This is a genomic window from Enterococcus termitis (genome assembly GCF_001730305.1).
GTDB lineage: Bacteria > Bacillota > Bacilli > Lactobacillales > Enterococcaceae > Enterococcus_L > Enterococcus_L termitis.
Genome location: NZ_MIJY01000044.1, coordinates 236,906 through 262,822 on the forward strand (window position 1 = coordinate 236,906; position 25,917 = coordinate 262,822).

The 25,917-nt window shown below is 38.0% G+C and carries 20 protein-coding genes; all 20 read left to right on the plus strand.

Translation table 11 applies throughout. The features are described 5' to 3' along the window. The first annotated feature begins 248 nt into the window (after positions 1 to 248). The 20 genes from BCR25_RS16525 (at position 249) to BCR25_RS16615 (ending at position 25,914) form a co-directional block, all read left to right on the plus strand. Positions 249 to 2,903, plus strand: coding sequence for a cation-translocating P-type ATPase (locus tag BCR25_RS16525; RefSeq protein WP_069664702.1), 2,655 nt, complete (start codon positions 249 to 251; stop codon positions 2,901 to 2,903). A 739-nt stretch (positions 2,904 to 3,642) separates the two neighbouring features. Further along, positions 3,643 to 5,595: a KUP/HAK/KT family potassium transporter gene (locus BCR25_RS16530; RefSeq protein WP_069664743.1), complete on the plus strand. Its 1,953-nt coding sequence runs from the start codon at positions 3,643 to 3,645 to the stop codon at positions 5,593 to 5,595. A gap of 237 nt (positions 5,596 to 5,832) precedes the next feature. Beyond that, positions 5,833 to 7,128 carry a hemolysin family protein gene (locus BCR25_RS16535; RefSeq protein WP_069664744.1) on the plus strand — a complete coding sequence of 432 codons (1,296 nt, stop codon included), beginning with the start codon at positions 5,833 to 5,835 and terminating at the stop codon, positions 7,126 to 7,128. A 160-nt stretch (positions 7,129 to 7,288) separates the two neighbouring features. Next, positions 7,289 to 8,197, plus strand: a complete 909-nt coding sequence (locus BCR25_RS16540; protein ID WP_069664703.1) for an L-lactate dehydrogenase — start codon at positions 7,289 to 7,291, stop codon at positions 8,195 to 8,197. Between the two features lie 26 nt (positions 8,198 to 8,223). Beyond that, positions 8,224 to 8,949, plus strand: a complete 726-nt coding sequence (locus BCR25_RS16545) for an epoxyqueuosine reductase QueH (protein ID WP_069664704.1) — start codon at positions 8,224 to 8,226, stop codon at positions 8,947 to 8,949. A 331-nt stretch (positions 8,950 to 9,280) separates the two neighbouring features. After that, entirely contained in the window at positions 9,281 to 11,545 is a 2,265-nt protein-coding gene (gene metE, locus BCR25_RS16550; protein ID WP_069664705.1) for a 5-methyltetrahydropteroyltriglutamate--homocysteine S-methyltransferase, read from the plus strand. Further along, positions 11,546 to 12,409: a methylenetetrahydrofolate reductase [NAD(P)H] gene (gene metF, locus BCR25_RS16555; protein WP_069664706.1), complete on the plus strand. Its 864-nt coding sequence runs from the start codon at positions 11,546 to 11,548 to the stop codon at positions 12,407 to 12,409. It abuts the gene before it with no gap. Positions 12,410 to 12,863: 454 nt separating this feature from the next. Continuing rightward, positions 12,864 to 13,757 carry a signal peptidase I gene (locus tag BCR25_RS16560; protein WP_069664707.1) on the plus strand — a complete coding sequence of 298 codons (894 nt, stop codon included), beginning with the start codon at positions 12,864 to 12,866 and terminating at the stop codon, positions 13,755 to 13,757. Between the two features lie 66 nt (positions 13,758 to 13,823). Beyond that, positions 13,824 to 15,071 (plus strand): hypothetical protein, encoded by a 1,248-nt coding sequence (locus BCR25_RS16565; RefSeq protein ID WP_069664708.1) that lies wholly within the window; start codon positions 13,824 to 13,826, stop codon positions 15,069 to 15,071. Between the two features lie 41 nt (positions 15,072 to 15,112). Further along, positions 15,113 to 15,847 carry a cell wall protein gene (locus BCR25_RS16570; RefSeq protein WP_069664709.1) on the plus strand — a complete coding sequence of 245 codons (735 nt, stop codon included), beginning with the start codon at positions 15,113 to 15,115 and terminating at the stop codon, positions 15,845 to 15,847. A 16-nt stretch (positions 15,848 to 15,863) separates the two neighbouring features. Then, complete coding sequence (locus tag BCR25_RS16575; RefSeq protein WP_069664710.1) at positions 15,864 to 16,706, plus strand: BsaA family SipW-dependent biofilm matrix protein; 843 nt, start codon at positions 15,864 to 15,866, stop codon at positions 16,704 to 16,706. 12 nt (positions 16,707 to 16,718) lie between these two features. After that, on the plus strand, positions 16,719 to 17,336 hold the full coding sequence (locus BCR25_RS16580) for a hypothetical protein (protein WP_069664711.1): 618 nt from the start codon (positions 16,719 to 16,721) through the stop codon (positions 17,334 to 17,336). 116 nt (positions 17,337 to 17,452) lie between these two features. Continuing rightward, positions 17,453 to 19,672, plus strand: coding sequence for a MucBP domain-containing protein (locus BCR25_RS16585; protein ID WP_069664712.1), 2,220 nt, complete (start codon positions 17,453 to 17,455; stop codon positions 19,670 to 19,672). A gap of 68 nt (positions 19,673 to 19,740) precedes the next feature. Beyond that, on the plus strand, positions 19,741 to 19,917 hold the full coding sequence (locus BCR25_RS20490; protein ID WP_169819034.1) for a hypothetical protein: 177 nt from the start codon (positions 19,741 to 19,743) through the stop codon (positions 19,915 to 19,917). A 6-nt stretch (positions 19,918 to 19,923) separates the two neighbouring features. Next, positions 19,924 to 20,634, plus strand: a complete 711-nt coding sequence (locus BCR25_RS16590) for a recombinase family protein (RefSeq protein WP_069664713.1) — start codon at positions 19,924 to 19,926, stop codon at positions 20,632 to 20,634. A gap of 229 nt (positions 20,635 to 20,863) precedes the next feature. After that, positions 20,864 to 22,963 carry a BglG family transcription antiterminator gene (locus tag BCR25_RS16595; RefSeq protein ID WP_069664714.1) on the plus strand — a complete coding sequence of 700 codons (2,100 nt, stop codon included), beginning with the start codon at positions 20,864 to 20,866 and terminating at the stop codon, positions 22,961 to 22,963. 24 nt (positions 22,964 to 22,987) lie between these two features. Then, positions 22,988 to 23,293, plus strand: coding sequence for a PTS sugar transporter subunit IIB (locus BCR25_RS16600; protein ID WP_069664715.1), 306 nt, complete (start codon positions 22,988 to 22,990; stop codon positions 23,291 to 23,293). 26 nt (positions 23,294 to 23,319) lie between these two features. After that, positions 23,320 to 24,609 carry a PTS sugar transporter subunit IIC gene (locus tag BCR25_RS16605; RefSeq protein ID WP_069664716.1) on the plus strand — a complete coding sequence of 430 codons (1,290 nt, stop codon included), beginning with the start codon at positions 23,320 to 23,322 and terminating at the stop codon, positions 24,607 to 24,609. 15 nt (positions 24,610 to 24,624) lie between these two features. Further along, positions 24,625 to 25,026 carry a hypothetical protein gene (locus tag BCR25_RS16610; RefSeq protein WP_069664717.1) on the plus strand — a complete coding sequence of 134 codons (402 nt, stop codon included), beginning with the start codon at positions 24,625 to 24,627 and terminating at the stop codon, positions 25,024 to 25,026. A gap of 24 nt (positions 25,027 to 25,050) precedes the next feature. Further along, positions 25,051 to 25,914, plus strand: coding sequence for a class II fructose-bisphosphate aldolase (locus tag BCR25_RS16615; RefSeq protein WP_069664718.1), 864 nt, complete (start codon positions 25,051 to 25,053; stop codon positions 25,912 to 25,914). The last annotated feature ends 3 nt before the right edge of the window (positions 25,915 to 25,917 follow it).

The window sequence follows — 25,917 nt, forward strand, 5'->3', positions numbered from 1 at the left end:
GAGAAATTCTTCAATACAGCTGATGTATCCTCCTTCCTTCTATAATTATAGTAACATAAAAAGTAAGCGTTTTCAATATAAAAGCACTTTTTTTATGCGATTTTTAGAAATAGTTCCTAATGATTAGAAGAATCTCAGAAAGAAAAATGAAAAATTAGCCATATTTATTGAAGTTCAAAAAAAAAACATGGTATAGTGGATATAGCTACTATATTAATAGAAGGAAAAATTAAGAATGGGGGGATAGGATGGAAGCTTATAAACAACCTATCGAAACAACTATTAACGAGGTAAATACAAATAGAGAACAAGGACTGACCGAACAAGAAGCAAAAAAACGACTCTCAGAACATGGAGCCAACACGTTTCAGGAAACAAAGAAAGATTCAGTATTAAAAAAATTTTTTCATAGCTTGTCTGATTTTACAACAATCATTTTATTAGTCGCTGCTGCGATTTCATTTTACACAGCAATTGCTACAGAACATGGCGATTACTTTGAAAGTGTTTTGATTATTGCTATCGTAGTCATTAACGCGGTATTGGCGATTGTTCAAGAAGGTAATGCAGAAAAATCATTATCCGCGCTTCAAGATATGAATAAGCAAAGTAGTTCCGTTCTAAGAGATGGAAAAGTAGAAACGATCGATGCGGAAGAGGTTGTTGTCGGAGATATCCTTGTTTTAGAGACAGGATCAATGATCACAGCCGATGCTCGATTGATTCAGAGTGCTCAGTTAAGGGTAGAAGAGTCTGCGCTAACTGGTGAAAGTGAACCTGTTGAAAAAGATTCAGAGTACATAGGAACAGGTGAAGCACCACTTGGTGACCAGCTGAATATGGTTTTCAAAGGCTGTACAGTTGCTAATGGTCGCGGACGAGCGGTTGTTACTGCAACAGGAATGCAAACTGAGATGGGAAAAATCGCTGGTTTATTGAATGATGATGTCACACAGCAAACACCATTACAAAAACGATTGAATCAATTAGGCAAACGGATCAGTTTGATTGCTTTAGGGGCGGCAGCTTTAGTTTTTATTATAGGTGAATTACAAGGTGAGCCAATGTTGGAAATGTTTATGACAGCTGTCTCGTTAGCTGTAGCGGCGGTTCCAGAAACATTGATGGTGATCGTGACACTGACTTTAGCTTTTGGTGTGCAGAAAATGGCGAAGAAGCATGCGATCATTCGTCGTTTGCCGGCTGTTGAAACGTTAGGAACTGCTAATGTTATTTGTTCAGATAAAACTGGAACACTGACTCAAAATAAAATGCGTGTCAGACGTGTCTGGACACGTGGGGACGAAGTGACAGATACTGAAGATGCGATGACAGATGAAGCAATGGAAGTTTTAAAAATGGCTGCTTTGTGTACAGATGTTATTGTAGATAAAGACGGCGATGATTTAGTGATTCAAGGTAATCCTACAGAAGCAGCAATCGTTCGAGCTGTTGAAGAAAATTATCATACAAAAGCCGAACTAGAAGAAAAATATCCAAGAATCGGTGAAATTCCTTTTGATTCAGATCGTAAAATGATGACAACCGTTCATAAAATGGGTAAAAAATACATTTCTGTTACCAAAGGTGCGTTTGATGTGTTGCTGACACGTTTTCGTTTTGGAGACTTGGATCAAGCAGCAGTTGTTAATGACCGTTTCGGAAAACGCGCTTTACGAGTGATTGCTGTCGGTTATGCGATTTATGATGAAGAACCTTCTGAAATCACTTCAGAGGCCTTAGAGAAGAATTTAAGGCTATTAGGATTGATCGGGATGATCGATCCTCCGAGACCTGAGAGTAAAGGAGCAATCGCCAGAGCGAAAAAAGCGGGAATCAAAACAGTTATGATCACAGGAGACCATGTGGTGACAGCTGGGGCGATCGCAAAAGAACTAGGCATTTTACGTGATAAGAGTGAAGCATTGACGGGATCAGAATTACAAAAGATGTCCGATGAAGAGCTTGATCAGCGAGTTAAATCGCTCTCTGTCTATGCTAGGGTTACGCCGGAAGATAAGATTCGGATCGTCAAATCATGGCAACGAACAGGTGCTGTTGTAGCAATGACTGGAGATGGAGTCAACGATGCGCCGGCCTTAAAAGCAAGTGATGTTGGTTGTGCCATGGGAATCACAGGAACGGATGTAGCGCAAGGTGCTGCGGATATGATTTTAACAGATGACAATTTTGCTACGATTGTTGATGCGGTAGCACAAGGACGTGCTGTTTATAGAAATATTCGTAAAGCAGTAAACTTTCTGCTTAGCTGTAATATTTCAGAAATTTTTATTGTATTGATCGCTATGCTTTTAGGCTGGGGAGCACCATTTACAGCAGTGCAGCTATTGTTTGTCAATGTTGTTGCTGATGGTTTGCCAGGCTTTGCTTTAGGAAAAGAGCCCGCAGAAAAAGGAATCATGGATGAAGCACCGATTCCTAGAAATGAAGGGATTTTTGCTCGCGGTTTATGGCAAAAAGTCGGAATCAATGCGTTTGTCTTTACGGTAATCACACTGTTTGGTTTTTACTTAGGGGCAAATGTCGATTCAGTATCTTATTTCTTTGATGCAAGTCATGAAGTAGGCCAAACAGTTGCTTTCTTGATTTTAGCTTATTCATCGATTTTACATGTGTTTAATGTACGCAGTACACAATCGATTTTTAGAGTAAAGCTTGCTTCGAATAAATCATTATTTGAAATGGCAGTATTAGCTGTGATCATTACGACAGTTATTGCCTTATTGCCATTCACGCAAGACTTATTTGGGTTGGTACCTATCGGTATGAACCATTGGCTTTTAGTTTTTGGTCTTTCGATCGTGCCGATTTTTGTGAATGAAATGATCAAGTTTCATTATTCGTCAGAAGATGAGGATGAGGAAGAATTCGATAACGAGTAAGGGGTTCGAAATATTCAAACTGCTGGACTGTTGCTCAGTAGAGACTTCCTTTACTTCATTGTTTACGAAGAAGTTGCTTCTGCTTACATCGTTTATTTGAATCAAAAAGTGACTGAGATGTAACTCATAGAGTTATGTCTCGGTCACTCATTTTTTTGTATAAAAATAGTTTTAAAATTATTTATATAAAAGACTTGCTAAAATGATGTAAGAGTATTATAGTTGTTATCAAAATCAGTTGTTTTTTGCTGACTTTTTTTGTTTAATTAAATAAAAATTACAACCGATATTCTTGTTTAGCTGGCTAAATAAGAATCTTAGGGGAGTAGCGACATAGTTTACTATGTTCTTAGATCAACAGCTAGTGTGAATAACACTGGTCTAGGAATGAAATTGCGAGACCTAAGTGTAAGGACCAAGTGTCGTTTCACTTAGGTCTCTTGTTTTATTTTTTTAGTAAACAATAGTGCAGTTTAGAAAAAGAATGACCCAGCTACTTGCGGGAAAGTTCGTACTGAACAAGGATGTTCAGCTTTAGCATCATCTAGCTTTACAGGCTAGCTCTTCGGAAAAAAGATAAAATCCGTCTGTGACTAAGAGCGTCACAAACTGATTTTCCTATTTTTCAGTCAGAGCTGAACGAGCCTGTTCAGCTTTTAAATTGGAGGAGAATCTTGTGGGAGAGAAATCGAAAGTTTCGCATCATCAGAAATTGACCGCTGCTGGTCTTTTAGTGGCTATGGGGGTTGTTTATGGCGATATCGGAACCAGTCCGCTTTATGTAATGAAAGCAATTGTTGGGGACAATGGTGGTCTTCAAAATGTGTCTGAGAATTTTATTATTGGAGCTGTGTCATTGATTTTTTGGACACTGACGATTTTAACAACGATCAAATATGTTGTGATTGCTTTGAATGCGGATAATCATGGAGAAGGTGGGATTTTTTCTCTATATACGCTGGTGCGTAAAAAAGGAAAGTACTTGATCATTCCAGCGATGATCGGAGGGGCTGCGTTGTTGGCCGATGGCGTATTGACTCCTGCTGTGACAGTGACAACAGCAATTGAAGGATTGCGGGGGATTCCGCCCTTTTTCGAGCGCTTTGGCAACGATCAAAATATTATTGTAATTATTACATTAGTGATTATTCTTGTTCTATTTTCGGTGCAGCGTTTTGGAACAGACGCAGTTGGAAAAGCATTTGGTCCGATCATGTTTGCTTGGTTTACCTTTATAGGAATTATGGGGCTAATCAATTTTGGACAGGACTGGACAGTGTTGCGCGCGTTGAATCCCTATTATGCAGTCCATCTGCTGTTGAGCCCGGAAAATAAGCTGGGTATCTTCGTTTTAGGAAATGTCTTTCTGGCGACAACAGGTGCTGAGGCCTTGTATTCTGATTTAGGACACGTCGGGAAACACAATATCCGAGCAAGCTGGCCATACATTAAAATCTGTTTGATCCTTAATTACCTAGGACAGGCCGCTTGGATTTTAAGTGCTAAAAATGATCCATCGATTTTAGCGATTGAAAATCTAAATCCATTTTTCCAAATGATGCCGAATAGTTTGATGCTATTAGGTGTTGTGTTCGCAACGGTTGCGGCAGTTATTGCTTCTCAAGCATTGATCTCTGGCTCGTTCACATTAGTATCAGAGGCAATCAAACTAAAATTATTACCAAGACTAAAAATCATCTATCCTGGTGCAAATATTGGTCAAATGTATATTCCGGCTGTCAATACATTACTATGGTTGGTCTGTTCATTGATCGTTGTCACATTTAGAACCTCTACACATATGGAGGCGGCTTATGGACTTTCAATTACGGTGACAATGTTGATGACGACGATTTTATTGATGTTTTACTTGTTACAAAAAGGGGCGCCGCGTTGGGTTGCCTATTTGATCACCTTATTTTTTGGTAGTATTGAGTCGATTTTCTTTGTTTCAAGTATCGCGAAGTTCTTCCACGGCGGTTATGTTGCAGTTGGGATCGCCTTGTTGATACTTGCGATCATGACCATTTGGGAATGGGGCAATATTATCAAAGAGAAAACGTCGGATACGGTTCCGCTTAAGCAGTATGTGGAACAATTACGAATGTTAAAAGATGATACTTCTGTACCAAAATCTCAAACAAACGTAGTTTTTATGACTCCAGATTTAATTGGAGACGAGATCGGTCGACAAATCATCTATTCTATTTTGGATAAACAGCCTAAAAGAGCAAATGTGTATTGGTTCGTCAACGTTGAAGTGACGGACGAACCGTTTACAAAAGAATATTCTGTAGATATGATGGGCACTGATTTCATCGTTCAGGTTCAGCTGTATCTTGGTTTCCATGTGGCGCAAGAGGTTAATATCTACATTCGTCAAATCGTTCATGATCTAATGAAGGAAGGCAGATTGCCTAAACAACCGCAAAGATATTCATTGACACCGGGGCGTGAAGTGGGTGATTTCCAATTCATTATCATTCGTGAAGAGCTTTCAAAAGTAACCGAACTGAAAAAATGGGATCGTCAAATCATGCAGTTGAAACTAGCAATCAAAAAAAGAACGACTTCTCCAGAAAACTGGTTTGGATTGGAATATAGTGAAGTAAAATATGAATCAGTTCCATTGATCATTGGTGACACACGTAAAACACGTTTAAGAGAAAGAAAAATGCTAAAAGAAGTGTAGTAGCGTTCATCTAGGTCAAGTCAATTTTATATCAATTAAGAAAGCCCTACACAGTGCGTTAAATACATTGTGTGGGGTTTTCGTAATTATTAGAGCATCTGGTTTTTCTGCATCGCTTATGCAGCGGGAAATTGAACATTCATCAGAGATCACTCGCTTTTTTAATAGCTCTTATTCGCACTATTTTACACAGACCAGTATAATAAATACAGAGAAGAAAACGAGGTGTAGAGAATGCTGGCTATAAATTTTTTTATTTTATTTTTAATGATCGCTATTACAGCGTTTTTTGTAGCAAGTGAATTTGCTTTAGTGAAAATCAGAATGTCTAGATTGGAACAGTTAAAAAAAGATGGGGTCAAAAATGCCGAACTGGCTATACATGTAACACATCATTTAGATGCTTACTTATCTGCAAGTCAGCTGGGAATTACATTGACTGGGCTGATTATTGGGTGGGTCGGGGAAGGCTCTGTAGCTGCTTTATTGCATCCTTTGATTGGGAATTTACCGATCAGTGGTGCGTTAAGTAGAACGATTTCTGTTATTTTAGGTTTTGCCATTGTGACCTATGTGGATGTTGTCGTTGGTGAACTATTGCCTAAAAGCTACAGTATTGCGCAGACAGAGAAAGTTGTGCTAACGATCGTTAAACCATTGCATTATTTTTATAAAGTGATGTATCCTTTTATCTGGTTGTTAAACCATTCGGCAGCAAAACTGGGAAAACTATTAGGCATCAAACTGGTTTCAGAAGGAGAAGAAACGCTCACACAGGAAGAATTGCTGTTTGTTGCGGTGGATTCTTATAAAAAGGGTGAATTGACGAAAGAAGAATACCATTACATGGAAAATGTATTTGAGTTTGATGATACCTTAGCAAAAGAAATCCAAGTCGATCGTACCTCAATGGAAGTTTTTGAGGCGAATGAGACTGTCACACAAGCGATCCAGCATTCCTTAGAACGCGGCCATACACGTTATCCAGTGATCCAAGAGTCAAAAGATCAGGTTTTAGGGTATGTGACGTTGCCGGCATTGATCAAAGAATCATTCATAGATGGAGAAAGAAAGGTCTGTGACTTAGTAGAAGAACCGATTGTAGCATTAGCTGCTACACCGATCAAAACCTTGTTGACCATGATGCGAAAAGAAGGAAAGCATATCGCAATTTTAAAAGATGAATACGGTGGAACGACCGGCATGGTCACGATCGAAGATATTTTAGAAGAACTTGTTGGTGATATCAGGGATGAAACCGATTTGGAAACAGCGTTGATCGCAAAAGAATCAGAGGATTCATATATTATTTCAGGAAAAATTACACTTGATGATTTTGAACGCTATTTTAAAGTCAAGATTCCAGCATTTGAGGATTCCGAAATGTCGACCTTAGCAGGCTTTATTGTCGAACAGAAAAACAATCAAATTGCGGTGGGAGATCAAGTCACGATCGATGAGTTTACATTTGAAGTTATGGACTATGAACATGCGCATATTGATTATTTTAAAGTAACGAAAGTGAGAAAATAGAGTGTTTTTCTTAGTATTGATTTTAATTTTTAGTGACCGGAATACAGCTCGTAGAGTTATATTCCAGCCGCTATTTTTTTACATACACCAATAAAAATGCCGATTGACTCAAGACCGATGTTCAGCTAGGATTAAGTAAAACTGAAAAAGAGGAGTTAGTATGCATAAAGTTGGAATTATCGGGTTAGGGCACGTGGGCGCAACACTTGCTTATTCACTAGTGACTGAAGGATTGGTAGATGAGCTTGTCTTGATCGATAAAGATGAACAGCTTGCTGTTTCGCAAGAGTATGATCTATTAGATGCACAAGTCTTTTTACCTACGAAAACAGCAATCACTATTCAAGATTATCATGCCTTAAAAAACGCATCGATCCTTGTTTTTTGTGCAGGTCAAATCAGTGCGTTGGGTGATGATGGAGATCGTTTTAAAGAACTTGAGATCACGAGGGAAATAGTTGAGGAAACAGTACCTAAAATTAAAGAATCTGGTTTCGATGGAATTATTCTATCGATAACTAATCCTTGTGATGTGATCGTTTCCTATCTGCAAAAATTGACAGGCTTTGCCCCAAGCAAAGTCATTGGAACAGGAACAATGTTGGATACAGCAAGAATGAAACAAGCCGTTGGGAAAAAATTATCGATCGATAGTGGAAATATTGGCGGTTATGTGTATGGAGAGCATGGAGATTCGCAATTTGTTGCCTGGTCTACTGTAACGGTTGGCGACCAACCGATTTTAGCTTGGAACCAAGAGCTTGATTTAGCACAATTAGATGAGGATGTCCGTGACGGCGGCTGGAAGTCTTTTGCCGGAAAAGGTTTTACTAGCTATGGAATTGCGTCTTGTGCTATAAAAATGATCAGAATGATTTTAAAAGATACAAAAGTAATTGTTTCAGCGTCTGTTTATGATGAATCGTCATCAGTTTATTACGGTCGGCCAGCTATTATTGGTAAAAATGGTGTAGAGTCTCTTATTGACTATCCTCTGAACGAACTAGAACAGAGCCAGTTGATGCGCTCGCTTGAAATAATTGATACTGGCTTGAAAAAACTATTATAAATAATTACGATCACGGAGGTTATTTAGTGATAAATGTAACAGAAATAACGGAGAAGCTATCGCCAAATCAAAAAATCAATTATGATCGAGTGCTGCAAAAAGTGATAGCTGATTGGCAAAAAGCAGAAGTTCGCCCAACGATTTTATTGCACAGTTGTTGTGCACCTTGCAGTACGTATACCCTTGAATATTTAACGAAGTATGCAGATGTAACGATTTATTTTGCAAATTCGAATATTCATCCCCGTGCTGAATATCAGCGGCGGGAACTTGTTCAAAAAAAGTTTGTCGAGGACTTTAATGAACAGACGAATAATCACGTGAAGTTTCTAGCCGCTTCTTACGAGCCGAATACATTCATAAAAATGGTACAAGAAAATGGCTTGACAGAAGAACCAGAAGGCGGCAAACGCTGCTCGGCTTGTTTTCAAATGCGTTTAGATCTGGTTGCAGAAAAAGCTCAAGAGCTGGGCTATGATTATTTTGGTAGTGCCTTAACCTTGTCGCCCAAGAAAAATAGTCAGCTGATCAATGAAATCGGGATCGATATTCAAAAATTTTATGCAACCAATTATTTACCTAGCGATTTTAAAAAGAATAATGGGTATAAACGCTCGATTGAACTATGTAAGGAATATGATGTCTATAGACAATGTTATTGCGGTTGTCTGTTTGCCGCAACGAAACAAGGGATTGACCTCAAAACTGTCAATAAAGAAGCCAAAGAATATTTAAAAGAACAGCAAGAATGACTTGTAGAGGAGGCTGTGACAGAAACGTTTGCCTCGAGAACCAAGTAGGTACTGTGCAACGCTGTTTATCTGCGACGAGTATTTGACGAGAAAGCATCAACTCGTTCCTCGTTGTGTTTTATAGCAATTTCAGCTGATTTCCGAAGGGGGTATTTCTGCTTCCGCTGTTTATTCGGATTCTAAGTGACTAGATTGTAACTCATCGAGTTATGGCCTAGTCTCTTCTTTTTTTTTATAGTTTTAAACTATATTTAATGATAGGAAATAAGTGTTATTCTATATTTCTTTCTCGTGGTAAAGTAGGTGAAATACCTTTTGAAGGAGGAAACGTATGAAAACATCAATTATTGGATTTCCCCGTGTTGGAGAACTAAGAGAGTTAAAATTTGCAACAGAGAAGTATTTTAGAAAGGAAATCACAGCTGATGAGTTAGAAGCAACGGGATATGCTTTACGTAAAAAACATTGGCAGCTTTTGGTGAATCAGGAGTTGGACTTTATTCCAAGTGGTGATTTTTCTTTTTTTGATACGACGTTGGATACAGCCGTTTCACTGAATCTTGTTCCAAAAAAGTACCAAGATCTACACTTATCACCGCTTGAGACCTACTTTGCTTTAGCGAGAGGTTATCAGGGGGAAGCGGGTGATGTGACGGCGTTAGCGATGAAAAAGTGGTTCAATACCAACTATCATTATATGGTTCCTGAAATCGATGATGAAACGAACCTCGAATTAGTCGGTCATACGCTGGTGGAGACCTTCAAAGAAGCCGCAGCTGCTGGAGTCAAAACGCGTCCGACCATACTTGGTCCATTTACACTTTTGAAATTGGCTACATATCATGGGGAAAAGCAGGCAGAAGATTTTTATCAAGCAGCGATTTCAGCATATAGTCAATTATTTACAGAACTTTCAGAAGCAGGCTGTGAATGGCTGCAAATCGATGAACCAGCCTTAGTCTTAGATTTGTCGCAGAAAGAAATTCAACAATTTGAAGCGTTGTATCAATCGTTGCTTTCTGAAAAAGGCACTTTAAAAATTTTGGTTCAAACGTATTTTGGAGACGTCCGAGATGTGTATCAAGAATTGATTCGTTTGCCTTTTGACGGCATTGGTTTGGATTTTGTTGAAGGGAGAAAAACGAGGGATTTAATTGAGCAATACGGTTTTCCAAAAGATAAAATTCTGTTTGCAGGTATCGTAAATGGAAAAAATATTTGGATCAACGATTACCAACAATCTTTAAACTTACTTGAAAACCTTGGTTCAGTTGCAGAGGTTGTTTTGAATACTTCCTGTTCCCTGCTTCATGTGCCCTTTACATTAACAAATGAGACTTCGTTGACCTCAGAGGTGAAAGATTATTTTGCTTTTGCAGTTGAAAAGCTGGCGGAGTTAAATGATTTGAAAAAAATCAGTGAAGATAAAGTTGCCTCACAAGCAATAGTAGAAAAAAATAGGGCTTTGTTCAAAAAAGAACGTTTTACTAAAAATGAACGCTTGAAACAACAACTTGAAAAGCTGACAGATGCTGATTTTATACGTTTGCCTGTTTTAACACAACGGACAGCTATTCAAAAAGAAAAATTAAAGCTGCCTCTTTTACCAACAACGACAATCGGCTCGTTTCCTCAAACCAAAGAAGTTAAACAGAATCGAGCGAAATTTAAACGAGGTGAAATCTCAGAAGCAGAATATACAGTGTTTAATCAAGCAAAAATCGCTGAATGTGTTGCCTTTCAAGAAGAAATTGGCTTAGATGTATTGGTTCATGGGGAATTCGAACGTAATGATATGGTGGAATATTTCGGTGAAAGCTTGGACGGATATTTATTTACTGAAAAGGCTTGGGTCCAATCATACGGGACACGTTGTGTAAAGCCACCCATTATCTGGGGAGACGTTTCACGTTCAAAACCAATTACCGTCGCGTATTCAACTTATGCTCAAAGCTTGACTGACAAACCAATGAAAGGAATGTTGACAGGACCTGTGACGATTTTGAATTGGTCGTTCCCTCGCGAGGATATCAGCTTAAGAGAATCAACACTGCAACTGGCCTTAGCCATTCAAGAAGAAGTGTTAGATTTAGAAGCTAACGGAATCGAGATCATTCAAATCGACGAAGCTGCCTTACGTGAAAAGTTGCCATTACGTCAGTCCGACTGGCATTCAGAATATCTAGACTGGGCTATTCCTGCTTTTCGTCTAGTTCATAGTAAGGTTCAACCGACAACTCAAATTCATACGCATATGTGCTATAGCGAGTTTGCCGATATTATTCGAGATATTGATAATATGGATGCAGATGTCATTTCATTCGAAGCGTCACGCTCCAGCTTAACAATCTTAGATGCTTTAAACAGGATTGATTTTCAAACACAAGTCGGCCCGGGCGTCTATGATATCCACTCACCGCGTGTTCCTTTAGTGGGGGAGATAGAAACGACGATCCACAATATTTTAAACAAATTATCCATTGAAAAAGTTTGGATCAATCCAGACTGTGGGTTGAAAACACGCGGAGTGCCGGAAACGGAAGCCAGCTTGAAAAATTTAGTGCTTGCAGCGAAAAAGGTGCGTGGAGGGGTATAAATGAGAACAGATACCTTGTTTAAAGAAAAAACAGTTTTTTCTTTTGAAATATTTCCACCGAGACGAACGGCTCCGGTTGATACGATCTATCATACTTTAGAACGTCTGAAAGGGCAGCACCCTGATTTTATCAGTGTGACGCTAGGCGCTGGCGGGGCAGGAAATAATTTAAGTACAGCAGATATTGCCCAAAAGATTCAAGAAGAGCAGTTTTTACCTAGTGTGGCTCATTTGCCTGCTGTGAATTTTTCTAAAGACGAGGTCATTGCTATTTTAGATGAATTAACACAGAAAAAAGTAGAGAATATCTTGGCATTGAGAGGAGATATTTTACCAGATAAAGAGCCTAAGAAAGATTTTACTTATGCTAACGATCTGATCGCTTTTATTCATGAACAAGGAAAGTTCAATATTATTGGAGCCTGTTATCCGGAAACCCATAGTGACGCGGCCAGTTCAGTGGCAGATATCCAAAATTTAAAACGAAAAGTGGATGCGGGGACCAATCAATTGATCACCCAGCTGTTTTTCGATAATCACTATTTCTATACATTCAAAGAGAAATGTGAGATTGCTGGAATCAACGTGCCCATCCAAGCGGGAATCATGCCTGTTGTAAATAAAAAGCAAATTGAACGTATTGTGAAAATGTCCAATGTAACTTTGCCGACAAAATTTTTAAAAATGATGGAACGCTATGAACATAATCCGGAAGCTATTCGTGATGCCGGCATTGCTTATGCAATCAATCAGATCGTTGATCTAGTCGCGCAAGGGGTAGATGGAATTCATTTATATACGATGAATAACCCTTATGTGGCGCAAAAAATCAGAGAAGCAACCCGTAGCTTGTTTGAAGTGTAAAAAGTATATTAAATGTTCTTTTATTAAAATAGACCGCATAGAATAACGAAAAAAAGTTATTCTACGCGGTCTATTTATATTTACTGGCTAAATATCTGATGAAAACAATAAATATAAAGTTTTAGATTGTATTTAAATAACATTATTTACAAAAATTTAAATTCATATAAAATAACATTTATTTTTAGATGTGTTATTTTGGTTAATATTCTTTTTATGAATTATTTTGTGACTTTTATGCAAATTGAAGCTGTTTTAAAAGTGTTTTTAAAAGAAAAACGAATACGATCAAATAAAATAAAAAAGAAACATAAAAGTGTGTTGACCTTAAAAATAACATGTAGTATGATTTTGTTTAGTGGTTAAAAATAATTACATTTAGGGTTGGCTACTGCTTTTTTTGTTAAAGGTTTACTTATACGCGGAAAGCAATTAGTGAAAAGGGGGACTGACTATGTCAAGGAAATCGTCTATCAGAAAAAAGAATCATTTTAACGAAGAGCATAGACCGCAACATCCGAAACACCGTTCCCGCAACAAAGAAGAACGCGAAAGATCACTTCAAAAAGTTGAGAGATATCACGAAGATGAAGGGACATCCAAACTAAAAATCAAAGCAAATAAAGATACGATTAAAACGTCCAGCAGAAAAAGACCGACCGTATCGCAACGTGTGCAGTCTGAAAAGCGTATTCCAAAGCAAAGAGTCAGCGCTGGATATAGTAAATATAATCAGCGATCTGCTGAGAAGAGCCCGGCTATAGTGGTATTTTCTGTTTTAAGTAATCTATTTTTTTACAGTGTAACCATTGGAATTATTGTGACGGCGCTTATGTTTTCCTTCAGTTCTAAATCATCTGCATCGATTTTTGGTTATCGATTCTATACCGTTTTGACGAACTCGATGGTTCCGCAAGAAAATGGCCCAAAGGGTGGTTTCTATGCTGGAGATATCGTAATCATCAAAATGACCGATGGGAACTCTGTTAAAAAAAATGATATCGTAACTTTTGCTGTTGGTGATGGTTCCCGCTACTTAACCCACCGTTTGGTCGAGCACAAAGATGAGTTGAACGGAGAGAAAGGCAAGTTTTTAATTACTAAAGGGGATGCAAATAAAAGCAATGATCCACCGATCCCAGCAGATCGTGTGTTGGGTAAAGTAATTATAGCGGTGCCGAAAGTGGGGATGATTTTAGATTTTATTCGGGATGAATTTTGGGCTTGTCTCGTTTCTGTTCTTTCGTTATATGGCTCTGTTTTGGTATTGAAAGCCTATTTATTTTCACCAAAGGAAAAACTTGTTCGAAAAGATAAGAGAATGAGACGACCGATATATGACCGATGATATTAGCACGTCGCCTTTTTTAGGAGGCGTGAGAATATAAATTATTATCTTTAGGAGGATAAAAAAATGAAAAAAAACAAAAAGAAAAAGTTGGTTGCTGCCGCATGTTTAGCGTTATTGGCAGCAGGAGCAGGTACTTTTGCATGGATCAATTCTCAAGATCAACGAATCAACCGTGTGAAAACTGCTGCAATCAAAGACGGGAGTGTCAGCGTGGAAGAGGTTTGGAATCCTAAACCGATTGTGCCAGGAACCGATGCGACCAAAGAAGTAGCGGTAACGAATTCTGGTAATACACCTGTTTTTGTACGTGTATCTTATGAAGAGGTGCTAAACTACTTGACTGAAAAAGGTACGGTAACAAACCGAACTGAAGGTTGGAAAGCAAGTGGTACACCAGCACTATCTGATGATGTTCCTGTTGAATTCGATGGGGATAAGTATACGGATGCGGGCAGCGGATATACCAATGTTACTGCTAAAGTGAAAGATGACCAAGATAAAGCTTTACCAGCAGGCGTTAAAGTGTATGCCAAAGGCTCAGTCACTAAAGATCCGGTGACCGGTGATGAGAATACGACATTTAGTTATTCAGCATTTTTCGAATATAGTGCTGGAAAATTTCAAGCAATGACAACAGATGTGTCAGTAAAAGATGGAAATACCGTTGGTTCGTCTGCAGCTGATTGGAATTTTGTTATGAACAAAGCAGAATACTCTGTTTATAAAGGTGGTTACAGTAACCAAGTAACCAATTGGGCAGCTTCGACACTAGAAGGTGCTTCTGCAGAAGCAACAGCTGCTAAAGCCTCTCTTTTAGGAAGCATAGGAAAAAAATATGATGTAGATTACGATTATACTGCTAAAACGCTAGGAATTGCCGCTATTCCAGCAGCAGCCCCAGCAACAGCAGCAGGACAGATCCCGACAGCGGTATCAGATAAAAAAGGGGTTCAAGCAGATACGAATGCTTTAGGTATTAGCGGAATCAATATTGAATACGGAACAGATATGATCGACACCGCAGCGTTGGCAAAAGATAAGTGGACGTACAACAAAGAAGATGGCTACTTCTATTATACGAGCCCGGTAAATTCAGGTGCGACAACACCACATCTATTGAAAAAATTAGTCTTTACAAATGCTATAGGAACTGAGTATACAAATGCGACATATGATTTGATCGTAAAAATGGAAGCAATCCAAGCAACGAAAGAAGCGTTGACGGATACGGCTGGTTGGAATTTACAAGGTGCAGATGGTTCTGATACGAAAAAAATCAATGTATACCTAGAAGGCCAAGCTGCTAGCTAATTGTCGTTGAAAAAAGAATAATTAAAAGGAAGGGGAAAAGTATGCTGCAAATATCAGTGCGAAAACGTTGGTCACTTCTGGTTTTGTATAGCTTGGTAAGTACTTTGATCACTTTTACCAGTGGAACGCTTTTAGCTGTTGCAAGCCAAACCCTTCCTCCTGGAGTGATCATTGGCGATGAGACGGGCATATCTGCTTCTTCCGAAGGAGAATATTATGTTGATTTGCCAAATGTTCTACCAGGAGAAAGTTATGAGAAAACGATTACGATTCGTGGTTTGGATATAAAAGAACCATTCGAACTGGGCGTTTTAGTCACTCCTGATTCGTCTAAAGGAGTAGTCGATTTTAATAAACTGATTACATTGACCTTATCGATTGAGGATAAAGTTTTATACCAAGGCCCGCTATTAGGCAATGGAGAATTTGATTGGACGATTCAACCTTTGATCATAGGAACAAGTGAATATGGAAAAGATCAGATTTTAACCGCACGTTTTGATGTAGACAAACATTTTACCACAGCAGATTTTAAAGAAGAGAGTCAGCTGTTGTATCATTGGACCTTTGTTGCAACGAAAAATCAACCAAAAGAGACGAGTTCCTCAAGCGATGAATCTGTTCCGGAAAAGCTAGCCAAAGCAAAAGGGATGTTTCCAATGACAGGAGAAGAAATCAAACATTTGATCTATAAACTATTGACCGGGTTGCTCCTTGTATTGATTGTCACTTTACTATGGAAAAAGCGTCGAGAAGAACAAAGCAAAACAGAGTAGCGAAAGGGGGCGGCAAATGAGGAAAGGAAGAAAGCTGTTAAAAATTATTCACCAGAATAAATTGTTATGGGGCTTGTTTTCGATCGTTTTAAGTTTGTTGCTGGTAGTGGGCAGTACGTATTCTTGGATCACTTATAGCGATGATAAAATCAATCGAAATCAACCGAACAGTAAACATTTTTCTGTTGCAATCGATGAAGTTTTCACCCCAAATTTGCAATGGAGCCCAGGTGCAGTGACTCAAAAAAAGTTATTTGTGAAAAATGATGGGCAGATGCCTGCTCTTGTTCGGATATCTATATATGAATTTTTAGTTCACTTTGAACTTGATATGGCTGACGGTACTGGAAACGGTGGATTGAAAACAGTCTCTACATCAAGCGGCACTGATATGATTATGGACGATGCTGAAACGTGGGCGAAGGGGCGTACTTATAAACTCGAAGCCAATCGATACTACAAGGCAGCAGAAGTTTATAAAGGAGATAAAAAAAATCCAGCTACAGCGTATGTTTACAAAGGTGCTCGACGTGGAGAGGCTCTTAAACATTTAACCATTCATTTTAATGATACCGATATTTTTGATCAGAATAAGCAGCCCAGCAAAGGAAAGAAGCATTATTGGTATTACTCAGATGGTTATTTTTATTATTCAGAAGTACTGCAGCCAAAAGAGCGAACGAAGGACTTGATTCAGCAGGTCAGCTTGGAGAAACAGTTACCGAATAAATTTAAAGGTTCGTTGTACCAACTAGTGCCGATCATGGATGCTCACGACCGTACAAAAGCGTTGCTGGATGACTGGAAGATTCCTTCTGGTTCCTATGTTGAAGCGATGTATCGGGAAAAAGTTCATTAGGAGGGATTGAAGATGAGAAAACAAAAACATACGATTTATTCTTTTGGATTGCTGCTCGTCTCTATCCTATGTTTGGTGGGTGGAATTACTGCGTATGCGGCGATGACGATGAAAGAAGAAAAAGTAAACTTTTTTCAAATTGGAAACCTTCAAACGAAAATCGATGAAGTTTTTACTGAGCCGACAACGATTGCCCCAGAGAAAGCGGTAGAAAAAAAAGTCAGTATTGTCAATACAGGAACGCTCAACCAGTTTGTCCGTGTGTTATTACATCCTGAAATTCATTTAGAAAGTGATGGTATTACAAGGTTGTTACCAGCAAATATTGGAGATGAACTATCAGTGGATATAAACAATACGCAGTGGAAACTAGGTGAAGATGGGTATTATTACTATTTGAATGTATTAAAACCTGGTGATGCGAACGCTTCAGAAGCATTGTTTACACAAGTAAAATTGAACGATGGCTTAGGAGCAGAATACCATAAGGCGAAATTTAATTTACTAGTAAAAGTAGAAGCAATTAGCTGTACAAAAGATGCCTATCGAGATGCTTGGTGGCAAGGCGTTGCCCCAGCTAAAGGTCAATTATTGGAAATCAGTAATCAATTAGCAGGAAAAGTGGAGTAAAAAGAGGCACATGGAATGATTATTCCATGTCTGCCTTTTTCATTCAATCCTTATGAAATGAGTGTTTTTGGTTAAGAAATCATTGATTTGATGAGTAGTGACAAGAAGGAGAGAAAATGAAAAAAAGAAAGCAGAAATTGAATCAGAAAAGTAAGTTACAATGGTTGTTTATGTTGCTGATTGTTTTTGTTGTTGGAGGTTATTTTTTTAGTCAAAACAAATTACGCGCTTTTACGATTGTCACTAACGGTGATTTTCGCTTGAAAGCAGAAAATCTCTGGAATGGAGAAGAGAAAAAAAGTTACGCCTCCTTAGAATGGGGAGAGGTCAGCGGCTTAAAGCAATCTGGTTATCAGTTGTTTCAGTCAGAAGATGGAACTACTTGGAACGTCCGCTCTATGAATTATGGAAAAACGATCAATGTTTTAAATGTTTATCCAGACAGACAAGATGCTCAAACCTTAAAAGAATGGATGGATAGCTTAAATCTAGAAGATTCAAAAGGAAATCAACTGATTCAGGTTAGTTATGTTAGTCAAACAGATTTAGCGTTGAATCCTAATAAGTATATGAAAAATGCTAAAGGAGATTATATTTACGATGTTATGATGTTTGGTTCGTGGGATTATAACAATCATAAGGATATTTCAGTTAGCGTCAAAAATGCAACACAAGAGTACATTAACTCGGGAAGAGGTGTTTTATTTGGTCATGATACGATTACACCAAATGACCGAGGACATACGAATTTCAATAGCTTTGCAAGTCAGCTAGGGTTTAAACTGCAAGCATCGTCATTTCAATTAGGAAGCAGAACAGTAAAGATCAATAACAACGGCTACTTAATGAAATATCCGTTTGAATTACAGAATGATTTAACTCTTACAGTTCCTTTGACCCACACTTGGGGACAGGGAATCTTACCTAATTCAAATACGATCAAATGGCTGGAATTTTTACCGCCGTACAACTGGAATAAACCTGGTGATGGCAGTGCGGATGCTACCTTTTATCTAGCTACAAATAATAATCTAGGCATGATCCAAACAGGGCACAGTAATGGTCAGTCTACGATAGATGAGCGGAAAATCATTGCCAATACCTTGTATAATCTAGCTCAGGTGTCTTTGGAAACAAAAGCGCAGGATTATACTGTAAAAGATGATCGACCGCCAAAGCTTGCAACAGCGATACAAAAACCAAATACAGGCATAGAAAATTTAGCGATAGAAATAGACAGTGTTGACATTGGAAAAGAGTATCAATGGTATGTAGAAGCCGATACGAGAGACAACGGACTAAAAAAATCTGATATTGTCAAAGAGATGATCACCAGTAATATTGCAGGATATTTTTATAAGATTGATAGCTCCTCAACGTCTAATCTAAATAGCACAGTAGAAAGCTACAAGGATGATTTTGGTCGAATTGCAGCTGAGCGTTATGATATTTACGTGGCACCTCAAGGAACGACAGATAAATCAGCGCCGAATTATGATCCATCAAAAGATGCTAATCTGCTTACCTATAACACGAAGGGGAGTATAACTGGAATCAATGGTTTAGTTGATTTTGATAAATATCTGCATGTGGTAACAGTTGACCGAGCAAATAATGTCAGTGGTGTCAAGACGATTCAAATCAAAGAGCTGATGACAGAATTTAGAATTTCGGAAAAATATTTGGATACAGAGGGCAAAGAAATCCAGCAAGAAAGCTACCAAAACATAAAAAAAGGTAGTCGTTATACACAGTCATTCAAACAGATTCATGGGTATGCTGTGGATAGTTATACGATTGATAATGGTACGTCTGTACCTAGCGATAGTCAAACAACTGTTGCGATCGACAAAATCGCTAAACATATGACGGTTACGTATTATTACAATAAATTGATTCAATTAAATATTAGACAGATTGTTTTAGCCGATCATCAAGAGGTGGTCGTACCAAAATCAGGATACTTACAGATCGATAATGGGCGAGCAGACAAAAAAAGTAATCTGTTTAATTTAACCGTCATATCTGGAAAAGAACAGGAAAAAGTTCCTTATACGGAGAGGATCATTGCTAAACAAGCAAATCATCACCAGCTAGTCTTAACTGCGCTAATTCCTGAATATTATTCTTACAGTGGTTATGTAGCGACAACGGATAATCGTCTTCACAATAGTGAGCTGCGAATAAATAATACACCGTCTCTAGATATTACAGAGGCTGCCAGCTATTGGGTGACTATTTATATTGAACCGTCTGTTGATAAAACTCGTTCCCCACTTCCGTATAGTTGGGATTATCAGCAAAACAAGTTAGGTGAAATCTTAAGAACAAACTAGAAAGAGACGACTGTTAAGAAAACGTACTAAACAATAGCATTTTTGTCTCAACTTTTTGGAGGGTGTATATGTACATACTGTTGATCGTATCTGCGCTTATTCTATTTATTCATAGTCTGCTGCTCGTTTATATCATTCAAAAAAATGCAGAATTAACGAATAAAATCAATCAGTTATGGCAAAAGTCTATTGCTAAAAAAGAAGATCGGTCTATGGCTCAAAAAAGAAATAGACAAAGAAAGTAGAAAACGATGAAATTAGGATATGTTCATGGACAAAAAATGACACAGCAATATGACCATTTGGAAGCCTATGCAGTAGATGAAATTTTTTCGGATGCGGACAGAGGATATGCGGTGCTGCAAGAGCAAGAAAGTGAGTTCCAACGGTTACTAGATTATTCAGAAGCAGGCGACTATTTGGTTGTTTCATCCTTGGATGTGCTGTCAAGAGACTATGAATTCTTACTTGAACTAATCGATAGATTGAGTGCTTTAGAACTAGAGTTGATTGTTTTAACCTCTCCTCATTTAAGGGTGCAAGAATGGCAAGAAATACTTACTTGGGTAAATAAAAATGAACGTTTACTGCATCCAAAATTGATTAGTTTTAAACGCCATCAAGAAAAAAAGAAAGATAAAGACCGCTATACTATTTTTAGTAGAGCTTCCGAAGAGAAAAGTCTTTATTGGGAAGTCTTTTGGCTCCTCGTTGGGAAACAAAAAATTCGAATGATTGCGAAAGAAAAAGGTGTGCCTATTGAAACTGTTTTTAGAATACAACAAGAAGTTAAGCGAATAAAATTAGCTGTAATATTCGCGATTTGTTTCTTTTTGGCAATTACTACTATTAAAATCGCCGAGAGTTTCTCAGATAATATATGGATTCAAATCGTTGTATGTATCATTACAACGGTGGTTATCCTCTATAATGTATTAACAGATAGCGAACAAAATCTATAAAAATAAAGTATGGAGCATTTTGATGTGTGCCTCAAAAGTTGTATGTGAAAAATACAATTTTGAGGACACGTCATTTTGTACCATGCTTTTTTTGTATACTTAAGATGTATCTATTTATTTTTAGCGAAAATGTCTGCGCTTACATTTTTGCAAAAAAATGTTGCAACAATCTCTACTAATCAATTGTCCCTTCCGATTATATAATGAACTCAGATAAGGAGAGAAGCAAATGAAAGATCGAACAATGCAAATATTTAAACGGTTTATTTGGTCAGATTATTCATTGACTCTTGATGAATTAAGCGAGGATTTCAAAATCAGCAACAGAACAATCAGAAACGAGATTAAAGAAATCAATGAATTTCTTATCAGTCATGAATTGTCAGAGATTAAAACAATCCGAAACAAAGGAATGGTTTTAACGCTTGATCAGCTGGAAAAAGAACAATTAGATGCGCTTATCGACGAAAAAAATGAATTTGATTACTTGAATCGGGAGGAACGAATTTTTGATTTGATTTTAGCTTTTTCTTTATCGGAACAACCTGTTTTTTTATATCAAAAAGAATCAGAGTATCAGATATCCAAAAGTACAATGGACGAAGATATGCGGAGGGTCAGGAATATTCTTCTAGAGTATGGTATTGAAGTATTGAGTATTCCTAAACAAGGGATCGTTTTAAAAGGATCCGAACGAACTATTCGCACTATGATCTATGATGTGATCAACCAAGCCATTGACAGCTTGCGGTTTCTTGATGAGAATGCGTCTGGCTTGAGTATTTCAGAAATACATTTATTTCGCTATATTCCCAGAGAGGTATTAAAACAAATTGATCACGTCTATCATCAAACGATTTCCTCAAGAGAGGATATTTATCGCAATCAGCTGGTCATGTTTACAGCGGTTTGGTTAAGTCGTTACTTAAGCCAAGAGTTGATTCCCAGCTCTGATTGGGAAATTTGGGATATAGATCAAAATACGCTTAAAACCTCTTTTGTCGATCAGTTGTGTCAAACATTAGTTGTTAGACCGCCAGCCTCGGAATTAAATTATATCGTTTTTATGCTAGAAACGTTTAGCACTGGGAGCATAAGTAATTCTGTTGAATGGGTACAAGCCCAATTATTGTCGATCCAACTTATTCAGTTTGTTGAGCAAACGACTCAAATTCCTTTTTCGAAGAAGGAAGAATCTCTACACGAAGGATTGTATCGCCACATGGCTGGTTTGATTAGTCGGGTAAAAAGTGAAATCCAAATTTTAAATCCATTGAAAGAAACGGTGAAACGGTATTACGGAAATATTTATTTTGCGATTGAAAAATTTGCACCTGCGATCGAAGTAATCACTAAAAATGAATTAAGTGAGGATGAAATTGCTTTCTTGACGATTCATTTTTCAACTTCTGTAAGTGCAATTAATCAAGAGCTGAAATATACCTACAAGGCAGTTGTGGTTTGTAATCATGGAACCGCTACCGGGAGATTACTAGCAGAACATTTGAAGGAACTGTTTAACATTGAAGTAGTAGCTGTTTTAAGCACAGGAGAGATGGAGCTAATAAAAAAACTAGATGTTGATCTGATTTTTTCGACGCTCAGTTTAACGTATCCTGAAAAACCAATTTTAGTTGTTGATCCGATCATCAAAATAGAAAGTCGCAAAAATATTCAAGCATTTTTAGAACGAAATAAACAATTTAAACGTCTAGTAAATAACGTCAATGATTCTACGGAATTATTTTATGAAGTGCTTGATTTGATCAAAGATAGCGGCGGTACGATTTCTAGCCATATCTATCGAAATTTAGAGAACGCGTTTGATAAGAATCATTTAAAGATAAATAAAAGGGAGCTGCAGCCGATGCTAAAAGATGTCTTAAAGCCAAGTGATATCTTGTTATTAGAAAAATGTTCAGATTGGGAGAGTGCGATTCGACGAGTGGCCTATCCGTTGTTAAAAGAAAATTATATTAACGAATCCTATGTACAAGCAATGATCGCGTCTGTCAATGAATTTGGTCCATACATTGTGATGGGAAAGCATCTCGCTTTGGCCCATGCCAGACCGGAAGATGGTGTAAATAAATTAGGAATAAGTGTTGCGACTTTAGCCGAACCGGTCGTCTTTGGCAATGATGCAAATGATCCTGTGAAAATTATTTTTTGTTTGGCAGCGGTGGATTCGTTTTCCCATCTAAATATCATGAAAAGCTTGATTGATTTGATCAATGACGAAACAAAAATAAATCGTTTGATTGACTGTAGTAATGTATCTGATTTTGAAGCAATTTTATATGAAGAGGAAGAAAGGCAACAAAAATAATAAAAATGACTGGAGCGGATCATCATGAAAAAACTTACTATTTTATTTGTTTGCGGGGCTGGATTAGGCAGTAGTTTTGCGGCTCAAATGGCAGCAGAAGACGTCTTGAATCAGAAAGGAGTTGACGCAAAACTCGAGCATACAGACATCTCATCAGCAGTTTCTATGAATCCAGATATTATTATTACAGCTCAGAATTTTCAAAGCCAATTTGAAAAATTTAGTATCGATGAAGAAAAGACAGCGATTATTTATCTGAAAAATATTGTTTCGAAAGCCGAAATTGATGAAAAAATCACACCAGTTTTACAAGCAAAAGGTGCTATTTAGCCAAAAAATAATGGAGGGGCTTTATCATGGGAGTAGTTAATTTTATCATCGAAAATATTTTGACTCAGGCATCGATCACGATCAGCTTAATTGCTATGTTAGGATTGATCCTACAAAAAAAATCGATTGGTCAAGTGTTATCAGGCTCATTAAAAACGTTGTTAGGGTTTCAAGTACTAAGTGCCGGTTCTAGTATCATTGTTGGCAGTCTGACCTATTTTGGTGAAATTTTTACAGAAGGATTTCATATGCAAGGAATCATTCCTTCTATCGAAGCGATCAACGGACAGGCAATGAATGAACTGGGATTAGGCCGAGATATCGCGTTAACCTTTTTAGCCATTTTTGTATTTAATATTTTGATTGCTCGTTTTACAAAGTGGAAATATATTTTCTTAACAGGGCAAGCGATTTTATGGATGGCGACAATGACCACGGTTTTTGGCTACTTTGCTGGACTGCGTGGACTTGCATTGATTCTGGTTGGGGGCTTCATTGGCGGTGTATTTGCGGTGGCAATGCCAGCGATCGCCCAGCCATTTATTAGAAAAATAACAGGGTCAGACGATATTGCGTTAGGGCACTTTTGTACGATTGGCTACTTGTTTGAGGCAGGTGTTGCTTGGATTTTTGGGGAGCGCGGCGAAAATAAAAAATCTGTGGAAGATCTTAAATTACCGAAATCTTTTGAGTTTCTTCAAGATACCTACTTGTCAGTGATGGTCGTAATGGTGCCATTATATATTGTAACTGTATTGTTTGCAGGTGAAATCTTTGCTTCGACGTTATCAGGTAATCAAAACTATATTATGTTTGCCTTTTTACAAGCAATTCAATTTGTGGTTGGTGTTTATGTATTATTGGCAGGCGTTCGGTTATTACTTGGAGAAATCGTACCAGCATTTAGAGGAATTGCGATGAAATTGGTGCCGAATGCTATTCCGGCGTTGGATTGTCCTGTATTTTTCCCGTACAGTCCAAATGCGGTGATCTTAGGTTTTATCACGACAACCATCGGAGCAGTTCTAGCAATGTTCATTTTGCCGACGTTTGGCTTGGCGATGATTTTACCGGGAATGTTGACGAACTTTTTTGCAGGCGGGACAGCAGGAATTTTTGGAAACGCAGTTGGCGGCAGACGTGGAGCGATTATCGGTGGCATCGCACATGGCTTTTTCATTACCTTGCTACCTGCACTATTAGTGACGATTTTCAATAGTATGGGCTTTGTCAATGCTACAGCAACAGATGTGGATACTGTTACAGCGGCTCTTTTATATGCTTGGCTTATTAGTCCGATCATGAAGGCCTTTTAACAAAGGAGTGACAAGATGTTTGAATTTTTTAAGAAGAAAAAGACAAGTCCAGTAAAAAAAGAAGTGAAAGAGGTTCTGACAGAGGAGCAAAAAGATGAACTTCGTAAAGAAATTACTCAACTTACAGCAGAAATCGAGGCATCAGATTCAACAGCTCCTGTTTTAGCTGAAAAATATGAAAAAGTGGGTTTACTACTCGCACAATTAAACGAAATCGATCAGGCCATTACAGCATTAGAAAAAAGTCAGTCCTATCAAAATAATATTGGCGCAGGATACAAAAAATTGATGAGTTTATACAATCAAAAACGAGCAGAAGCCGCAAAAAATGGCGATGATGCTGGAATTGATCTGTGGATGAATAAAATGGATGACATGAGACAAATCGCTAAAAAAGTCACAATCAGCGGTCAGTAAAAGTGAAAGATAGGGGAGAACTATATGTATACAACGTTGAAAGAAGTCACAAGAATCGCAGAAGAATTGAATTTTACGGTGGGGGCTTTTAATGCCCATAATTTAGAAATGTTACCTGAAATGATTCGAGCTGCCAAAGAAATGGGGGCACCGATCATTATCCAAACGAGTGTGGATACAGCTAAATATATCGGATATGATGTGCTGGTTTCGGTTGTTAAAACGATCGCTGAAGAAGAAATGGTCGATGCAGTACTTCATTTAGATCATGCACGAAATTTTGATGATATCAAAGAAGCGATCGATCATGGATACACGTCTGTTATGTACGATGGTTCTCATTTACCATTTAAAGAAAATATTTTAAAAACAAAGGCTGTAGTAGCATACGCTCATAAAAAAGGTGTTTCTGTTGAAGGAGAGCTAGGAACGATTGGGGGAACAGAGGAAGGGATTCATGTAGAGGAAAACGACAAAGTCTACACAAAACCAGAGGATGCCCGTACTTTTGTGGATGCAACAGGAATCGATGCTTTAGCCATTGCGATCGGAACAAATCACGGACAATTTAAATCCAAGACAGAAGTTAACTTGCCATTGTTAAAAGAAATTAACGCGATCGTTGATATTCCACTAGTCATTCACGGTGGCACCGGCGTAAAAGAAGAGGACTATTCAGAGTTGATCAACAATGGTATCCGCAAATTCAATGTAGGAACGGAACTTTTAGTAAACTGGACTAAAACAGCGAAAGAATCCTTTGGAGAAACGGCAGTCAATAAATCATTGCGCTATAATGTAATTCCAGCTAATGAAGCTTGCCGCGAGATCGTCAAGCATAAAATAGGGCTGTTTATGAACGTGGAAAATCCTATCCATATAGGTTAGTCA